At 50.9% G+C, this 17,756-nt stretch carries 14 protein-coding genes; 3 read left to right on the top strand and 11 right to left on the bottom strand.

The genetic code is table 11. From position 1 onward, the window contains the following. Positions 1–2: 2 nt before the first annotated feature. From BLW29_RS20110 to BLW29_RS20095, 4 genes are all read right to left on the bottom strand, one after another. The gene (locus BLW29_RS20110) at positions 3–677 is read right to left on the bottom strand and encodes an NAD(P)H-binding protein (protein WP_090982894.1); all 675 of its coding nucleotides are present in this window, start codon (positions 675–677) and stop codon (positions 3–5) included. Between the two features lie 160 nt (positions 678–837). Next, on the bottom strand, positions 838–1,689 hold the full coding sequence (locus BLW29_RS20105) for a nucleotidyltransferase domain-containing protein (protein WP_090983173.1): 852 nt from the start codon (positions 1,687–1,689) through the stop codon (positions 838–840). A 31-nt stretch (positions 1,690–1,720) separates the two neighbouring features. Next, positions 1,721–2,983, bottom strand: a complete 1,263-nt coding sequence (locus BLW29_RS20100; RefSeq protein ID WP_090982892.1) for a DUF5050 domain-containing protein — start codon at positions 2,981–2,983, stop codon at positions 1,721–1,723. Between the two features lie 143 nt (positions 2,984–3,126). Further along, positions 3,127–5,577, bottom strand: coding sequence for a GH116 family glycosyl-hydrolase (locus BLW29_RS20095; protein ID WP_090982890.1), 2,451 nt, complete (start codon positions 5,575–5,577; stop codon positions 3,127–3,129). Between the two features lie 277 nt (positions 5,578–5,854). On the opposite strand from BLW29_RS20095, the gene BLW29_RS20090 reads away from it, so the two are divergent. Next, the gene (locus BLW29_RS20090; RefSeq protein ID WP_090982888.1) at positions 5,855–6,841 is read left to right on the top strand and encodes a LacI family DNA-binding transcriptional regulator; all 987 of its coding nucleotides are present in this window, start codon (positions 5,855–5,857) and stop codon (positions 6,839–6,841) included. 99 nt (positions 6,842–6,940) lie between these two features. Further along, the gene (locus tag BLW29_RS20085; protein ID WP_090982886.1) at positions 6,941–8,134 is read left to right on the top strand and encodes an oxalate decarboxylase family bicupin; all 1,194 of its coding nucleotides are present in this window, start codon (positions 6,941–6,943) and stop codon (positions 8,132–8,134) included. Between the two features lie 37 nt (positions 8,135–8,171). On the opposite strand, the gene BLW29_RS20080 is transcribed toward BLW29_RS20085, so the two are convergent. Beyond that, entirely contained in the window at positions 8,172–9,257 is a 1,086-nt protein-coding gene (locus BLW29_RS20080) for an AbrB family transcriptional regulator (protein ID WP_090982884.1), read from the bottom strand. 200 nt (positions 9,258–9,457) lie between these two features. On the opposite strand from BLW29_RS20080, the gene BLW29_RS20075 reads away from it, so the two are divergent. Beyond that, complete coding sequence (locus BLW29_RS20075; protein ID WP_090982882.1) at positions 9,458–10,111, top strand: cupin domain-containing protein; 654 nt, start codon at positions 9,458–9,460, stop codon at positions 10,109–10,111. On the opposite strand, the gene BLW29_RS20070 is transcribed toward BLW29_RS20075, so the two are convergent. The 6 genes from BLW29_RS20070 to BLW29_RS20045 all read right to left on the bottom strand — a co-directional run bounded on the left by BLW29_RS20070 (position 10,112) and on the right by BLW29_RS20045 (position 17,755). Beyond that, positions 10,112–10,561, bottom strand: coding sequence for a DoxX family protein (locus BLW29_RS20070; protein ID WP_090982880.1), 450 nt, complete (start codon positions 10,559–10,561; stop codon positions 10,112–10,114). A 21-nt stretch (positions 10,562–10,582) separates the two neighbouring features. After that, positions 10,583–11,179 carry a TetR/AcrR family transcriptional regulator gene (locus BLW29_RS20065; protein WP_090982878.1) on the bottom strand — a complete coding sequence of 199 codons (597 nt, stop codon included), beginning with the start codon at positions 11,177–11,179 and terminating at the stop codon, positions 10,583–10,585. Positions 11,180–11,321: 142 nt separating this feature from the next. Next, positions 11,322–13,442, bottom strand: a complete 2,121-nt coding sequence (locus BLW29_RS20060) for a hypothetical protein (protein ID WP_090982876.1) — start codon at positions 13,440–13,442, stop codon at positions 11,322–11,324. Positions 13,443–13,484: 42 nt separating this feature from the next. After that, positions 13,485–14,792, bottom strand: coding sequence for a glycoside hydrolase family 140 protein (locus BLW29_RS20055; RefSeq protein WP_143044437.1), 1,308 nt, complete (start codon positions 14,790–14,792; stop codon positions 13,485–13,487). Beyond that, on the bottom strand, positions 14,782–14,991 hold the full coding sequence (locus BLW29_RS20050; RefSeq protein ID WP_090982873.1) for a hypothetical protein: 210 nt from the start codon (positions 14,989–14,991) through the stop codon (positions 14,782–14,784). Before BLW29_RS20050 ends, BLW29_RS20055 begins: the two co-directional genes overlap by 11 nt. Positions 14,992–15,310: 319 nt before the next feature. Then, positions 15,311–17,755, bottom strand: a complete 2,445-nt coding sequence (locus BLW29_RS20045) for a glucosidase family protein (protein WP_090982871.1) — start codon at positions 17,753–17,755, stop codon at positions 15,311–15,313. Between the last annotated feature and the right edge of the window lies 1 nt (position 17,756).

Here is a 17,756-nt window from a genome sequence, read left to right as displayed (position 1 = left end):
GTTCATATATGTTGTGAAGCTATTCGGTTGATATCGTCGCTTTCAATGAACGGAGTGGCATAACCCCGCTGCGAAACGACGATCATGGCGCGTCCGACTTTATCCGATGAAGTCATCGCGCTCTTGAACCCTCTCTCCAGCAGCGGGTAGAACGGCCTCATCAGGATATATATCGCTTGATAAAGCTTGGTCTTCGACCTCACGCCATGCCGAGGAATGATTCCGCCGGGCCGGAACATATAAGCCGCTTTAAACGGCAGCTTCAGCAGCTCGTTCTCCGTTCTGCCCTTCACACGAGCCCACATACTGCGGCCTTTCTCCGTGCTGTCCGTACCTCTGCCCGTCACGTAGATAAACGTCATCTGCGAATTTAACCGCGCCAATGTCTTCGCCACGCTGAGCGTCAAATCATAGGTAATCGCCGTATAACGCTCCTCGCTCATTCCCGCGGACGATATGCCAAGACAGAAGAAACAGGCGTCAAAGCCCGTTAATTGCTTCTCGATGGCAGAGAGGTCGAGTAAATTAGCCTGCTTAATCTCATGCAGTTTGGCATGCTGCTGGCCTGTCACATTCCGTCCAACTGCGGTGACCGCCGTAACTTGTGGATCTACGAGACACTCACGAAGTGCGCTTTGCCCTACCATGCCCGTTGCACCGAACAGCAGTACTTTCATTATGTAATCCCCTCTCGTTACTTCTCCCTCGTATCTATCAACGATAGCAAATTTAATGGTCGCTGAATAGTAGATTTCTAGTCGGGACGTGTCGACCTGTACTATTTCGCACATAAAGAAACTGAGCAGGTTCTCCCTGCTCAGTCATTCCTTCATAAGCTTACCTTAAGCACTCCGCCTTCAACCGTTCCGTTTCCTGCACCAGCGCATCCATTTCATCCACAGCAGACGCAAGGACAGTTCGCTCCGGTGATAGTTGCGAGTAACTTCGATGAATGCGCTCAGCAAAATCTACCGGACTTATCGGAAAGCCAGCACATGCTGCAACTGCCCCTTTCTCGTTCAGCATATACGTCCGATTGAGTGCAAATAACACCTGCGTCATGCAGCTCACTGTGCGAAACAGATGGCCCGCAACATATGAAACGTCGCCGCGCTTCACACCTTTATGCGCATTGGCAATGGAGAAACCTGCTTCCCACATGAAAGTATCGGCAACTGCCTTCTGCAGTGCATCCGGATATGGCGTGCATAAACTTTTAAGCTGCTCAATCCTTCCTTCCGGATCCCATAAGATTCGGCAAGCCGCTGCCTCCCCCATGTAGATCGGACTGCAGAACGCATGCGGATGCCCCGGTTGATAATGGACGGATAGGCTTCCTTGCCGGCAGTCCATCGCTACTACCGTAACTTTGTCCAGCTCCCGATATAGCAAATCGACAGCCATTCCACCGATACGGAGCCAGCCGCCGCCATTGATCCAAGGTCCCCAGCCCCCGATCGGCGTTACGAGCTCTTCCCTTCGTGAGTCGTCAAGCTCGGTCGCAACCACAGACAGCGCTGCGATATCGAGCGGCTCAGCCGCATCATAGTAGATGCCGATATCCACATCGGATTCAGCGGTATGCGTTCCCGTTGCGCGAGAACCGCCGAGCACGATGCCCGCAATACCAGGAACCACTTTCAACCGTTCTACGATAGTCGCCAGTAGATTTTCCATGTCCATCATCATAATCACCTCGAACTTCAGCCTCTTCTACCTATTATGCCCCTTCGATCTCGATCTCTTCAACGACTCTGATATCAGGGTTGTAGAAGAACAGCTTCTTATTCAAAATATGCACATAGTAGACCTTATCCTCGCTAAGCTTCTGCGTGGTATGATCCAGTAGATTCAACCGATACAGCTTCTTGCTGTATTCACTATAGTTGCTGAAATAGAGCCGATCCCCTTGAATATTAATATTGCGCGCATCCAGATCGGAAATTTGCGTTAATGCCGTACCGTCTGTGTGCATCGTATACAACTTCCCTTTGTAATTGAAATACAGCGATTGTCCCTTCACTTCGACCCATGTGATGTAATTCCCCGTGAGCAGCTTCTTCTTATTGCGCCCGTCCGTGTCCATCACGAATAACTTCTGCGCTTCGATCGTATAGTAGATCTTTCCATTCGTCACTGCGATGCTGGATACCTGATAGTTTACGAGCAGCTCTCTCGCTGTTCCGTCCAGCTTCATCCGATAGAGCGGCTTATACATATAGGTGCCCTGTGTGTAGTAGATCCAGTCCCCTACAATCGAGACCAGATTTGCTCCCAGACCAAAATCATGCACAAGCGTCCGGTTCGCCCCATCGATATCACACTTGAAGAGCTTGTTGTCGCTTGTATAGTACAATTGCTTGCCTACTAGATTCAAAGCCCCAATATACTTGTCGTCACTGACCAGCTGATTCTCCGAGTTGTCATATTTCTCTTTATACAGCCTACCGCTATCATTCTGATTGTTATAGTAGATCCATTCTTGATCACTTACATACCAACCGCCGTTATTGAGATTGCCTATAGAATTGCCACGTGTAGTCTCCTCAGTAACTGTGTGGATGTGAACTTGATGGTTCTCGTAATGGACTGTTGCCCCGAAAACCTCCGAGAGAACACGAAGCGGCACGAGCGTTCGGCCGTTTATTAACTTAGGCGCTGCCTGAAGCTCGAGCTCCTTGTCATCAATCGTTATCTTCTTGGAACCAACCTTCATGCTAATCGTTTTGGTTCCTTTCGTGATGATTACTTCATTGTTGCTCGACCCTGCAATTTGGCCTCCAAGCTCATTCACGATAAACCGAAGCGGAACGAACACGATTCCATGATCAATCATAGGTTTCGTATCAAAATCAATCAAGCGATCGTTTACCGTAACTGTGATGGCAGCAGCAGCTTGCGCTTCGGCTGTTGCAACTGCGAAGCTGCTCCCCGAGCCTATGAGGCAAGTGCATACCAGCATGCCAATTAACCATTTCTTCATGATTCGAACACCTCGTCTATTGAAATGAATAGGTAGAAACAAAGTCCCTTTTCTTTCTAGACGAAGCCCCGAATGGATTGTTGCATAAAAAAGCTGCCCCAAAAGTCATAAGTTGCACTTTTGAGACAGCTTCCGCTAGCTTCCTATAAGGTAAACTCTTTGCCGCCTGCAGAAACGTTCACGCCGGAAGCATCGCCATACAGCACCTTCACGTCGATCTCATACTCGCCATCTATTCGCTTCTGGCTGTACGTTCCCCACGCACGGCCGGTGCTCCAGAAGCCGGTATAATCCGCTTCATTAATAACCGGCGCAAACTTCATTTCGCCGCGAGCCATATCGAATTCGAAGCCGCTTAGCGCGATCAGAAGTCCCCAGCTGGACATCGACCTTGCATAATGATGGCCGCACTCGACCTCATTCCAAGGGCTGCGGCGGAATCCGTCTTGACGGTCGCGAACCGCTTTTACAATCGTAAGTCCCTCTTCAATAAAGCCTTCATAGATCAAATGCGTAGCCACGTGGTACTCGATACCGGTCCACACCTCATCGGAATACACGAATGGCAGCTTCGGACGGCCGCCTTCCGGCCACGAGCACAGCACTAAGCCCTTCTCGTCATTGAGCGTGTACGTCCGCTGGCAGTTGACATGGTTGTAGAAATCCTCTTTGAAATTATGCTTGAACACCGCATGAATCGCGCTTTGCACGCGTTCCTTCGGCAGCAAATAACCTAGCCCGTACAGATGTGCCAGCTGCTGGCCGAGCAGTTGATCCGACAAACAACCGATCCCATGTTGATACTTATGGGCATCCACGTCTTCCAGTCGCTGCACATAGTACTCGCCGTTCCAAGTCAGCTCATCCAGTCGCTTGGAGCTCGTTTCGAAGGCAGCCGCATACTTCTTCGCCGTTTCCTCTTCGCCGAGATAAGCAGCCATTTCTGCCCCTGCGCGAAGTGCGCCTAAGAAGAACACGCCTGTGAGCGGGTTCGGTCCATAAAATTCGATATCATAGGTGTTGTGCTGCACGCCATCGAACACCAGGTCGCCATCCGTATCCCAGTGCAGCGGCGCATAATTCAACGTCTTCTGAATCGATGGCCACAGCTCGCGAAGGAAATCATCGTCGCCTGTCAGCTTCCATTCGCGATAGGCGCGCATGATCGTACCCATCTGGCCATCCGCTGCGGCAGGTGCAGAAGTTCCTTGCCATGTCCACTCGGACTGGAACATTTTGAATGCACGGAAATTCATTTTGCCATCTTCTTCGACTTCGGTCAGAAACTCTGTTCTACGCATGCTCTGCTCAAGCTCTGGGAAGAGGAACGCAAGCGTCTGCGCGTAGTTCCATACATGCGTGCAGCTTCCGTCGCAGCAGCCTTGATGATCGAAACAACCCTCGTAGCCGAAGAACCGCCCGTCAATATGCCGGAAGCAGGTCGGACTGCGAAGCACCGTGATATTGCTCGATAGGGCATCCAGAACATGCGATGGCAGCGTGGATTCGAATAGCGCACTGTGGAACAGCTTCGTTTCTTGCGTCAACCGGGCTTGATTGCTCACCAGGTATGAAGCTGCAGACCAAGCGCTATCGAATAAGCCGGCGTAGTAGTTCTGCGTAATTTGCCGTCCTTCTTCCTTCACGCAGATATGATCATTCCAGCCGTTGACGCGGTTTGGAAAATGCCATGCCAGCACGAATGCGAACGTCTTCGTCTCGCCAGGCGCCAACGTCTCGCAAACGCCGAGGGAGCCGGTATCCGTCCGGTTCTTCTCGGAAGGCGTATCGTAGCCAAGATCGTTCAGCAGACCGTCTTGGACAAAGTCATCCCAGAACTCCTGCAGAAAATCGTACCAGCCTCCGCGAAACCATGCACGTTTATGAGTGACCTTCGGATTCGTCGTCACCAGTGACAGGCTGCCGTAGTTTAGCTCCCCTTCACCGAATGCATGCGATGTGAAGTTCAAGCCGGTGAATCCATTATCTTCACGGAACTCGTTGAAATTCCCGCCGGTGTTCCGTACATCCAAGTTACCGAATGAGTCATAATTAATACCGCCAATTGGATTCATCATCGAGCCTGCAATCGTAACATCAACTGTTCGATCCGATGTATTGGTCACCGTGTACGTCATATACGCGCCTGGAATGCTGGAATCGTTCGTATTCAGCGGAATAAACGGCGTGAACGCTTCAAGCGAAACTTGTACAGGCAGCTCTTTATCTTCAAAATCTACCCAAACGAGCGGATACTCGCCGCGCATCGTTGATTTCTCAAGACGAGGCAGTCCGGCACCTGTAATCGGATGATAACCGTGCGAACGGCTGTGAGGCAGCGGCAGTCTCGACTCTAGCACTTTCGCGACTGGTGCTTCACCTTCTTGCTTCGCCCAGATGGAGAAATACGTGTTTGGCAGCAGATCGCCTTTGCCCGGGCGATTGAAGATCTCCCAATCTCTAAATTCGCCGCGGCTGCCGATCGAGATATTCCCCGTACCGATGCCGCCCAGCAGAAAAGCCGCTTCCTTCGCTTCCTCCGAGTACGTGCGCTGCCCTGATGAATCGAATAATTGCGCTTTCGAATAAACCATTTGTCGATCGCTCCTTGTAGGCTCGTTTATGGTTCCGCTATGAATGCTGTGATGTTCGTAAGATGGAATTGCCTATTAATTTGGCATGCACGGTATTACCGTGCACGTGAACGATTCTAATTGTATCAGCCATGTATATTTTTGTAAACGCTATTATAGGTGAGTTAAAACTTAAATTTTCGTGTACCGTGCACATGAACGGATTGACCGGAGCCCTCATTCTATACTACGATTATCGCAAAACTATGAATCCAAAGTCGGGAGCTGCCGGAAGCTGATGAAAGTGACAAGCAAACAAATCGCGGAGCTATGCGGAGTAACTCGGGGTACGGTCGATCGTGCGCTTAATAACCGTCCCGGCATTAATGAAGCTACTCGCGAGAAGATTATGAAGGTTGCCGGTGAACTGGGGTACCGACCTCATTTTCTGGCTCAAAGCTTGGTCAAAGGAGAAACGAAGACGCTTGGCGTCGTGCTCTTCGACGTATATAACCGCATCTTCTCGCAGCTGTTCCACTCCTTCGAAGCGGAAGCAAGAAGACACGGTTATTTCGTCTACCTCGTGCTAACCAACAAGGACAAAGCGCTGGAAATGGAATATATCAACAATTTACTGGACCGCAAGGTCGATGGCATTGCGCTGTCACCCGTTAATATGGGCACGACGTTCAATACGTTCTTGAAGCAATCCGGCGTTCCGATCGTCACGTTCGCCAATCGGGTATCGGCTAAGGTGCCATTCGTCTGGATCGATGACAAACAAGCGATGAAGACAGCCGTTCATCATATCGGCTCTAAAGGCTATAAGCGAATTCTGTACGTAAGTCCACCGCTGCGTTACAAGGGCAAGAGCAATATCTACGTGCCGGAGCAGCGTCATCAAGGCTTTCTCGAAGCTTGTGCCGAGCTGCCGGATATCCGTTATACCGTCATTACGGACCACGATTACATGGAGAGCATGCTGCAGCTTATAGCTGAATCTGATGAGAAGCCTGCGATTCTCTGTAGCAGCGATATCTACGCCCTCGACATGATGCGGTTTCTGAAGGCGAATCATATCCGGGTACCGGAGCAGGCAGGCATCATGGGCTTTGATAATATCGATATTCTTCATTATGTAGATCCTGCGCTGACTACGATTGATTTTCACGTCGACGAAATCGGGCGCATCGCCGCTGAACAATTAATTGCCAGCATCCAAGGCCGTGACATTCCGCAGCGTACGAATGTAGCTTACTCTATTATCGAACGGGATTCACTTTAGCTATTGTCATAGATGGGATTGTATGTGGTCTTCTTGCCAGGCTGTCGCTCATACTTATAGGGGATGTACTCAGGATAAAGCATAGGAGGAATCGCGTTCATGACAAATCCTACCCCGGACGATAGGAAGCCTTTTGTTATTCCGCAGCCGATCAGAAGCGATGGCGCAGGCGGTCTTGATTTAGGGCCGCGCGATATTATGAGAGATATGGAGAATCCGGATATGTTTGTACCTCCTGCAACGGATGCAGGCTTAGTGCCGAATTTGAAAATGTCGTTCTCCGATACGCATATGCAGCTCAATCACGGCGGCTGGTCGCGTGAAATTACCGTGCGGGATCTGCCGATTGCAACAACGCTTGCCGGCGTGAACATGAGCCTGACACCGGGAGGCGTTCGCGAGCTGCATTGGCATCAACAAGCGGAATGGTCCTATATGATACGAGGCTGCGCGCGCATTACGTCCATGGACTGGCAGGGGCGGAATTTCATTGCTGATGTCGGTCCGGGAGACCTGTGGTATTTTCCGGCGGGGCTGCCTCATTCCATCCAAGGCTTAGAGGAAGGCTGCGAATTTCTGCTCGTCTTCGATGATGGAGCATTCTCTGATTTGAATACCTTGTCCATCTCCGACTGGTTCGCCCATACGCCCAAAGACGTGTTGTCCGCCAACTTCGGCGTACCGCAAAGTGCATTTGACGCCATTCCGAACGAGCAGGTTTATATCTATCAAAGCAATATTCCAGGGTCGATTGCGGAAACGGAAGTTCAATCCCCTTACGGCACCGTGCCGCTAACCTTCAAGCACAGCTTGCTCGCCCAGACGCCGGTCAAATCATCAGGTGGCAATGTCAGAATCGTGGACTCCACCAACTTCCCGATATCACGAACCGTAGCTGCGGCACTTGTCGAAATCGAACCAGGCGGCATGCGGGAGCTGCACTGGCATCCCAACAATGATGAGTGGCAGTATTATTTGACAGGTCAAGGGAGAATGACGGTATTTGCCGGGAATGGCACGGCGCGGACCTTTGATTACAGAGCCGGCGATGTTGGTTATGTTCCTTTCGCGAACGGCCATTACATTCAGAATACTGGAAGTAACTCCCTCTGGTTTCTTGAGATCTTCAAGAGCGATCGGTTCGAAGATATTTCGCTTAATCAATGGATGGCACTTACGCCTCGAAGCCTTGTTGGGAGCAATCTGAATGTCGGTCCTACGGTGCTGGACGCGCTGCGCAAGGAAGAGCAAGCTGTCGTCAAATTCCCGGGCTTCACTTATTACCCGAAGTAAGGCTCGTGCCGCCTGCGAAACGTCATGGTTAAACTGACTATAATTCTTCTTTCAGCTTCTTTCGCTTCTTTAAGCTGTAATTGAACAACATCCGAAGCAACGGCGGAACGGCGAAGAAAATAAAAAAGGTGCGAAACAGCTGATAGCCCGCCACGATCGACAGATCCGCTTGAATTTCATGCGCGATGATGCCCATCTGATCCATGCCTCCCGGTGCGAGACTAAGCAGTGCTGTGGGCATGGAAATCGGATGAAGCTTCGTCAGTACGAATCCGAATGCAGAGGCGCCGAGAATCAGCAGCAGCCCGCTTCCAATCGCCAGCGAAATCGTCCGAAGCTTATTCGGCAGCTGCTGCGGTTTCAGGAGAAGCCCTACATAAGTTCCGATCATGAACTGAGCGGCATCAATGAGGAGTGAAGGCAGCGCCGGACCCTGAAATCCACTGAGCTGTAGGATCGCCGTTCCAAGAGCCGGTCCGAGCAAATAGGCGGTAGGAAAATTCACCTTATTGCCAAGTACAGCGCAAGCCACACTTACCGGAGCGAAGAGGAGAATGTTCGGAAACAATCCGCTCCAATCAGCAGCAGCGGCGGCTGCTATAGACTGCGATGCTGCCGCCGCTCCATCCGTGTGTGCTTGGCCGAAGAACGGATTAAAGATGAGAAGAGGCACGCATATAATAATCATCATCAGCCGGATGACTTGTGTCACGGTTACGACCGTCAGATTAACCCCTTCTGTCTCTTCCGCAAGCGCAAGGACCTGTGTTAACCCGCCCGGCACGCTGCCTAGCAGCGCCGTCTTGAAATCCGTATGCGATAGTTTCGAGACGAGATAAGCCATTCCCGTACAGAAGAGCAATAATAACACGATCATCAGCGTCATGGACGGCAGTTGATAGGACATCTCTCTCAGTGCTTCCGCTGTCATCGACAGACCGATCGTATACCCAACGATGATCATGCCGGCGTTTCGTGCTTGCATCGGCCATTTATAGGTTCTGCCTAACAGATTAGTTCCAAGCAACACCGCAATCATCGGTCCAAGCAGCCACGGAATCGGGGCATGCATCAGCTTAAATGCCAATCCTCCGATCAGCGCCGTCAGCAGCGCACTCCACATTCTCTTACACCTTCCTGCTTCTATAACATCTACTTACCATACAACGAGTTCACCTTTTACGCAAAAAAATACGCCCCAGAAGGCGTGTTCGAGCACTTTGAAGACGATGCATTCTTTAGAAAGGAAACACCTTCTTGCCGCTGCCGTCATAACATATCCCATGCCAAATGCCTATTAACGATAAGAAAGCAGGGAGAGCTATGACGGTTTCATACATGGACTACACATCCCCGTCTGTCCAATTCACTTATAATCTCAATAACAATACCACGTTTAGAAAAGATGGCCGCAACTACATTAATACGTTATCCAATCAACAGTTGAATACGCTCGTCGATGTATCGCTTCTGGACATCTTCATGAGCAAAGGAAATGTCGTCGAGCCCCACTATCATCAGAATGCGGCAGAACTCGTTTACCTCATCTCCGGTGCGATGGTTGTCTCGTTAATCAATCCTTTCACGAATGAGCTGCTCAACTTCCCTATCAGCCAACCGGGACAGGTGGTCAACGTTCCGCAGGGATGGTGGCATTACGAAGTTGCAACGATGGATAATACCCATGTATTAGCCATATTCGACGCACCGGTACCTCAGTTCATTGGGGGATCCGATCTGCTGAGACTGACTCCGGCGAATGTGCTCGCACATACCTATTGTCTCAACGAAGCCATGGTGAAGGAAACGCTGGCGCCAATTACGCAAACCGTACTTATTGGACCGCCGGCTGATTGCAACAAAACTGGACAAATGGTGCAGGGAATAGCAGCGGCGGCACCTAGTATTCCTGTACCCGTAACCGGCTATAACGGTCCTAAGCGCTCCGTCATCGGAAATGGCTGGAATCAATATTAATTAGAACTGTACAATCGGCGAGGCAAGCAGAACGGCCGCGATAAAAATAAGCTGGAGCAGCGTCCGCAGCGCCAGTCCCGGCACGGGTCTGCCGCCAATCGTAAGCTTCTCCCGCGCCGCGCGTACATTCGCCGGGAACATTGCCGCGAAGAGGAGCGCCAAGCAGACGGATGCGGCAGGAGCGAGAAGCGGAATGAGAATAGCTGCCGCTCCTGCAAGCTCCAGCCATCCGGTTGCAGTGACGAGCCATTCTCGTTTCGGGAACGACGGCGGAACCATCCGAATCAGATCCGGCCACCTGCTCCCCCAGTGAGCGGATGCAGTCAGCAGCAGCATAAGGGCAACCGCTGCTTGAAGCGGCGTCTGCCAGCCGTCAAAGTAGGACAAGCCTGCCCATCCCAGGCAACGAAACAATAACCACGAACCCGCCAATACGATAAAAGGTGCCATAATACACATTCCTCCTCGTTATTAATTAGTAGGTTTAAGCAAGCCGGTAATAAACTGAACGAATTGTGCGGCATTGAAATGACCGCTCACGATGGAGAATGAAGAGCGGACTCGCAGTCCAAACGAGATCAAGACGAACAGCTCTGCCGTATGTTCCGCATCGACTGCTGCCGGGATGACGCCATGCTGTTGACCGGCGGTAATCCAGCTGCGAGACAGCTGAACAGATCGTTCATAGAATTGATTCAGCGCCTCGGCTACAGCCGGTTCCTCCTCCTTACCGAGCAAATAAACAAATACTTTGTTTGTAACGTCATCCGATTCTTCCAAGCTGTTCAAGCGACTGGCTATACTCCCCATCGGACCTTCAAACTCGCCGCCTTGTCTGCCCACCTCGCTCATAAATCGGTTGTTCGTTTCCTCAAGCCGCTCCAGCAGCACCCAGGCAAACAATTCATCCTTGCTCTTCACATAATGAAAGATAGCCCCCTTTGAAAGCCCCGACCGCTCCATGATGTCCTTCAACGTTAACGATGAGCAGCCTTTCTCTCGAACAAGGGATTTAGTCGCCTCCAGCAATAAGCGTATGGTTTGCTCCCTGCGTTCCTCTTGCTTCATATTGGATACCTCCATGTTGGTGTGTGCATTTCAATTTTGTTGGCTGTTGCTCTTATTATATAAACCGACCATCGGTTTGTAAATAGGATAAATGGTGAGGCCAAACATTTTTTTATAATGCCTGGCCTCACCGCTCGATTCTCTATCCAATCGTCACATATTCCCGCTTGCTTCCATTCACTTCAATTGTACAATCCGCATCGCTAATGATCTCCACTACACGGTTCCCTTCCAATCGAATGCCAACGAGGACGCCATCTGCAATTGCAATCATATTCCCTTTAAAGGTAAAGCTGCAGTTAATTCGAGCTCCCCATCGTCCGGTTATCGACAGGACAGCATTGTCGCCATCATAAGATACTTTGCTGATTGTATCCGGTGGGAGATCCAGCTCACGTGCATGCGTAAGCGTAGCCAACAACGTTTCAAAATACGACGTGAGCGGCATCTCAAACGAGAAGTATTCCACATTCAACTTGCTGACTCCTATGATGTCACCTTCGTGAACCAGCGTCGTTTCGCCATCTAACGGCATTAGCGGGAAGACTTTCATGTCGATCTTGGTTTTGGCGAACCAAATATCCCACTCAACGTATTCATAATCGCCGTTATAGAGCTTGCCATCGAATGGGCTCCCGCTCCGAGCGCCGGTTAACTGCTCGAATTCGCTGCGAATGTCGCGGCCTTCCACTGTACACTGCGCCGGCGGACCGATGAAGATCACTCTTCTGCCCGTTGCGGCATAACCTTGAATCGACTCCCAAGCAGCCTCCGGCATCATGGTCGGCCATAACACGATTAAGGTATCATACCGCTCCAAATCGGCTTCGCTTGTGGGAATCAAATCAATTTCATAATGTTCTTGCATCATTTTATCGAGAACTGCCTTCATGCTGAGCCTGTGGTAATGCATATACTCATTGTTGAAGAACGCAACGGATTCCCAGACATACATCATCGCAAGTTTCGGTCTGCTGACAGCCTTTCCAATAAACTGCTGGAAGGTTTTCTGCCGCTCCAGACAAAGCTTCGTATCCTCCCAAGTACTGTGATCGGGATATCCCGGGCCATAAGGACCGACGTATCCGTACGCATGACCGACCCATCTCACATTGCGCACAGCCAGCAGGCGCTGGTAATAGTCCAGTTTCTCCTTCGTCGTGTTTCGATCCCAGCACATATTGTAGGCATTGCCGCTCGACGAATATTTTGCTAATGACTCGGCTAACATCGTCATCGATACCATCGTTCGCTCGGCATCAAATTGCGCATCAACAAACCCGCCGCTCAAATTGTCCGTCAGCCTGAAATAGTCGATATTTCCAGCCCATAAATCCCCTGAGTTGCCTTCTCCCCACCATGTGCTGTGGAAGCCGCCGAACAGGTTGTTTCCGAAACGCTCCGTGTAGCGATCTTTTACATATTTTTGCAAGCCGTACGTGAGGTCGATCGTCAGTTGATAGTAGTCGTATCGTACTTTACCTGCATTAGCATCGATCGCTTCATTCTTCAGCAGGTAGATCCGGTCCAGCAAATCATAGCCGTACTTCGCTTCAAACGCGGCAAGAAAATGACCCCCGACAAAATATACATCCTCGCTCGATCTGCTGCCCGCTCCGAATTCATCGATGGCATAACCGTCCTGCGGCAAGCCTTCATACTGCTCCAAGAACGAGTCTACCGATTTGTGCATCCCGCTATATGCAAAATCCATATAATCCGTATCATACCTCGCGTATACGAGAATTTCTCCGTCCTGCTCACAGGTACCTGAGAGTGTCGTCTCGATGTTCATGTCGATGGCGAATGTCATTTGGTCCGTAATGTCGACGGCTTCGACGATGCGCCGGCTGTCATCTCTGATGATGCGAAATGCTTTGGTAACCCCTCGGACTCTGGGATCGGTACTCACGAATCCGACATTATGCACGCGTTTAATGGCTATGGAAAACCGATTATTAATGACATGACCGGTGTGCTCGACTGCCCAAGATTGGCGTGCTTCCGGATGCTCCTTGACGATGTTCGGACCGAGCATCGGCATAATCATCAGAAATTGTATGCCCAGACTCGTGCATTCTTCTGAAACTACTTGAACCGCCGCTTTGCCCTGCACATCATATTCATCATAGATATTGTTGCGAAACTCCACACAAACCGTATCGAAGCCCTTCTCGTGTATATCAGAAACGGCCTCCCGAATGCGTTGATGATCCATTGTCATGCTGGTATCCAGCAATAACATAATCGGTGCTGAGTACATGTGAAATTCCCCTTCTCTCCTGCAGCGTTTGCTGCTCCCGCGTTAACTAATGATTAACAGCCCATCCTTGTCAAAAGGTGAACTGCCTGTAAATTCATTGCTGCCTTGATGACCCGCTGTCGTCGCTATTCGTTCTCCGCTCTCCGGACTCCACCAGACTGCCGATTTCCCTTCCACCGCGAGCCCGCTTACATCCAGACGAATCTCGCATTTCTCCGGCAAATAAACCAGCAGCAGACTGCCTGCTTCCGTACATGCCACCGATACGGTACACGATTGCGTACTGCGTAACCGCTCGGATGCCGGCCTAAGGTCGAACCATGGCAATGTTGTCAGCAGCTGCATCATACGAACCAGATCCGAGGCACCGGGCAGCTCCATCGCATCTCTCCAGCTGTATGGTGAGGGGGTTCCGTTAAGTGGTGCTTCCCCGCTTTTCGCCCAGTTCCAAATCCAATAGGCACCATAAGTAATGCCTGTTAACGATCCCTCCAGGACGCTTCGCCAGCCAGCGCGCCGAACCCCATATCGGTCGAAGCGCCTTTCACGTCCGATCATGGGATGATGCTCGTAACAGGGCTCGGCATTAAGCACCGGCTTAGGCGGCTGTTTATCCCATTCCTCACGGATCAGGCCCAGATTATAGTCCTGATTCAGCCCATGCCCGCTCTGCACCATATTGAAATCGAGCCAGCTCGCATGATGGTACGTATCGCCGGATTTATGCACCGGGTGGGTCGTGATCAGTCGTCCATACGGCTCGGCTTCCTTCATGGCCATGCCGACTTCGTTGTAGAAGGCTGCGACTCCCTCTCCCTTGAATTCATCGTCACCGCTTACGACCCATACGATATTCAACTCTTCCAGCTTCTCTACCAGAAAAGTTCCGTAGCGAATCGCCTGCTGCACCGTCATTCCTGGATGAACGGGGATCACATCAAGCCGTGAATTCGGGACATGCTCGAACCACAGCACGACCAGCGCGATTACCATCCCTTTGCCGTTGGCATACGCGATCATTTTCTTCAGCCTGTCAAAATAATCATCTTGAATAGCATCATAATCCCAGTTGAAGATCCGGCCATCCGCGCTTTCCTTATTTATGAGAGCAAATGGGTGGCGGCCTTCTCGAAAAATCGGCTGATACGCATCATGCTGGGGCAGCGAATTGAGCTGTATCACGTTAAAACCTTGCGCCGATCTGGCATCCACATAGTCCACCCATTCCTCCCAGGTTGCTCGGCCCGGGCAAGCCCAAGCCGTATCCCCCAGCCAGAAAACCGGCTTCCCCTCCCCGTCTTGGAAGCTTCGCTGATTAGCCGCTACTTGCAAATACCCCTTAATTGCCACTGGCGTACATCTCCTCTTGCGCGATATTCGCTGCTTTCGCTAGCATGTAGACCTCTGGGTCAGCTTCTTGCTCGATTTTCGCTGCTTTCTCCACCATGTAGACCTCTGGGTTAGCTTCTTGCACGATATTCGCTGCTTTCGCTGCCATGTAGACCTCTGGGTTAGCTTCTTGCACGGTATTTGCTGCTTTCGTTACCATGCACTCTTCGGCGAATGTGTTGCTCCCGGAGCTACTCTTCAGCCCACTCCGCTGCTTTTCGGCGAATGTGTTGTTCCCGGAGCTACTCTTCAGCCCACTCCGCTGCTCTTCAGCGAATGTGTTGCTCCCGGAGCTACTCTTCAGCCCACTCCGCTGCTTTTCGGCGAATGTGTTGCTCCCAGAGCTACTCTTCAGCCTACTCCGCTGCTTTTAAGCGAATGTGTTGCTCTTGGAGCTACTCTTCAGCCCACTCCGCTGCTTTTCGGCGAATGTGTTGCTCCTGGAGCTACTCTTCACCTAACAGCGCTGAACACTCGGTTTACTGAATAACCAGTTCTTCACTTTGCCCGACTTTCAAATCCACTTCCACAATAGCCTTGCCCGCTGCGGCATCATACTGTACGTTCACGCTTCTGCCGCCGATTGTGACGACAGGTTCACGCTGAGCGATCAGCTTCAATCGGCTCGTTCCCGCACCTTGCATCTGCGCGCGAATGATGCCGTCCACATAAGAGTAATCTGACAGCTCGATGCCGAATGCTTTTTGAATGGCCACGGGGTAAGGGTTCGATTGAACGCGTCGCACCGAGATCTTCGAAGCCGCATTCTGCCCAGCTCCCACAGCATCCACAGGCAGCTTATTAGTCGCTTCCAGCACATTACCGTCCACTTCAATCGACCCCACGTACGGACCCGAGCCGGTCATCGCGATATCTAGTCGTTGTTCACCATAGTAGAACCCTTCCAGCGTCATCTCTTCCCCGGCATACGGATGGAAGGTTAAGCCTCCCGCTTCCATGGAAACGCCCACCACGCCATGAATAGCCGCTTGATACCAGCCTCGCATGGAATAGGCATGCCAGGTACCATTCTCCGTATTCCAACGGTCCACGTCCGGCTCAGCCGTATCGATATAACAAGAGATCCCTTCCGGACAAGTCAGCTTCCCGGTCCAATAGCTCACCCAACCAATCCATTGTTCAATCAGATCAGGGCGATTGCCGTCGTTGATCAACTGCATGAAGTACTCACCGGTCACCGGCCACCAGCAGTGCAGCTGGTTAGCATCCATATCAAAGGCATCCGACCAGACCGGAATTTCACGCAATCCCGCTTTGCAGACGATATGGTTCGCGAAGAATTCGAGGGCTCCCGCATTTACCTCGTCCATCAAATCACTTAAATAATGGCTCTCCCATTTGACTGCATTGGCGTTATACGAATTGCGCTTCTGCAGCGTAACCGAATCGATAGAGCTGACAACGAATTGTTTCTCTTCGTCATAGAACAGCGGAAGAAAGTTCTTCTCAATTCCGGTAAAGACGGCTTTCGCACGCTCTTTGCTCTCCTGATCACCTACAAGCTCAGCCAGATATTCCATCGAACGAGCCGCGCAATAGAAGATTGTATTGTTCAGGCTGCTAATATCGCTCGTACCCGTTTCATGCATGAACGCCGGAAAATCCGGGAATAGTGAAGCCCCTTCGCAAAAGCCCGTTCCTTGCACTTCCCGCGTCAGAATCAGGTTGAAGATCCGTTTGACAAAATCATAGCGGTCCAGCACCTCTTGCTTATTGCCCGTTGTCGCATAATACTGCTGCAGCAGCGATATATACATGCTCTGCGCCGGAAGGGCGCTGACGCTATTCAAAGTCATATCGTGGCGGTAGCTGTGCGCAATGCCCCACTCCGCATCTGCCGTCTCCTCGTAGAAACGAAGCATGTCGCCGATAAACGATTGATCGCCCCAATAGAGCGACGAATAATTGCTCGTAATGCCGTCCCAGCCCCATACCCAGTACTGTTTGTTCTTAGCTTTGATGGCCCCGGGAACATCCGTAACTTTGCAAGATTCGTGATACAGCGGAATCAGACTCATGAAGTCATTTAAGGTTTCATAGGGACTGTTAAGAATCGGAGAACGCTCCCGAATACGTTCATAACGCGCAAATTGCTTCGATACGGCTTCTTCAATGCCGTCGGATAGCTCATAAATTTTATTCAGCAGCGCTTCCTTCTCACAATCAAAACTTATGATAAAGCTATAGGTCCGGCTCGGTTCCAAAGGTTCGCTGCCAGTAAGAATGTACTTCGAGTTGAGCGGTCGTTTCGAATAGCCAATCGAAAAATCCGCACCAATGCTTACAAATAGCGGAACCGGCTCCTCACGGTCATATTTACTCACATCCGGATTATTAATATTGATATCATCGGGATGGCCCGCTTCCCGCTCCTTCTGTATTTCGAGGAAGGAACCGTGCAGCAAACTGGCTGCTTCATCATAAGACCATTCCTGCCACACACGGCTTGTGCCGCCCGCGCTGAACCGGAAATCCTGCGAATCAGCCGGAATTAAGGCAAAATCCTTGTAGAACTCCATCTTGTATCGCATAGAAACCGGCAGCTCCGCAGGCGTAGTCACTTGAAAAACGATGGACTCTTCCACGGCCATAATCCGATGTTGAAGCTTCACGCCATTAACTTCACACTCAGATTCGACGCCAAATGGCCATAGTTTTGAATTTGTATAGGGGAGCTTATGTGTCACGCCGTCAAGCTCAACGAAATGTCTAAACCCATCCCATAACCGCTGCAGAAATATCGTGTTGCATCCGCGGATGGCAAGCGGATTATGATAATTCACCTGAGTGACGGCATTCTCATCGATTTGAAAATTCATCCGGCTGTCCGAGAACCATCTCGGCGCTTCCGGGATGCCTTTCTTGCTTTCGATTACGCCTCTGTCTACGCTATAACTCTTCATC

Source organism: Paenibacillus sp. CF384 (genome assembly GCF_900106745.1).
In the GTDB taxonomy this organism is placed as follows: domain Bacteria; phylum Bacillota; class Bacilli; order Paenibacillales; family Paenibacillaceae; genus Paenibacillus_Z.
This window is presented reverse-complemented; position numbering and strand designations above follow the sequence as displayed.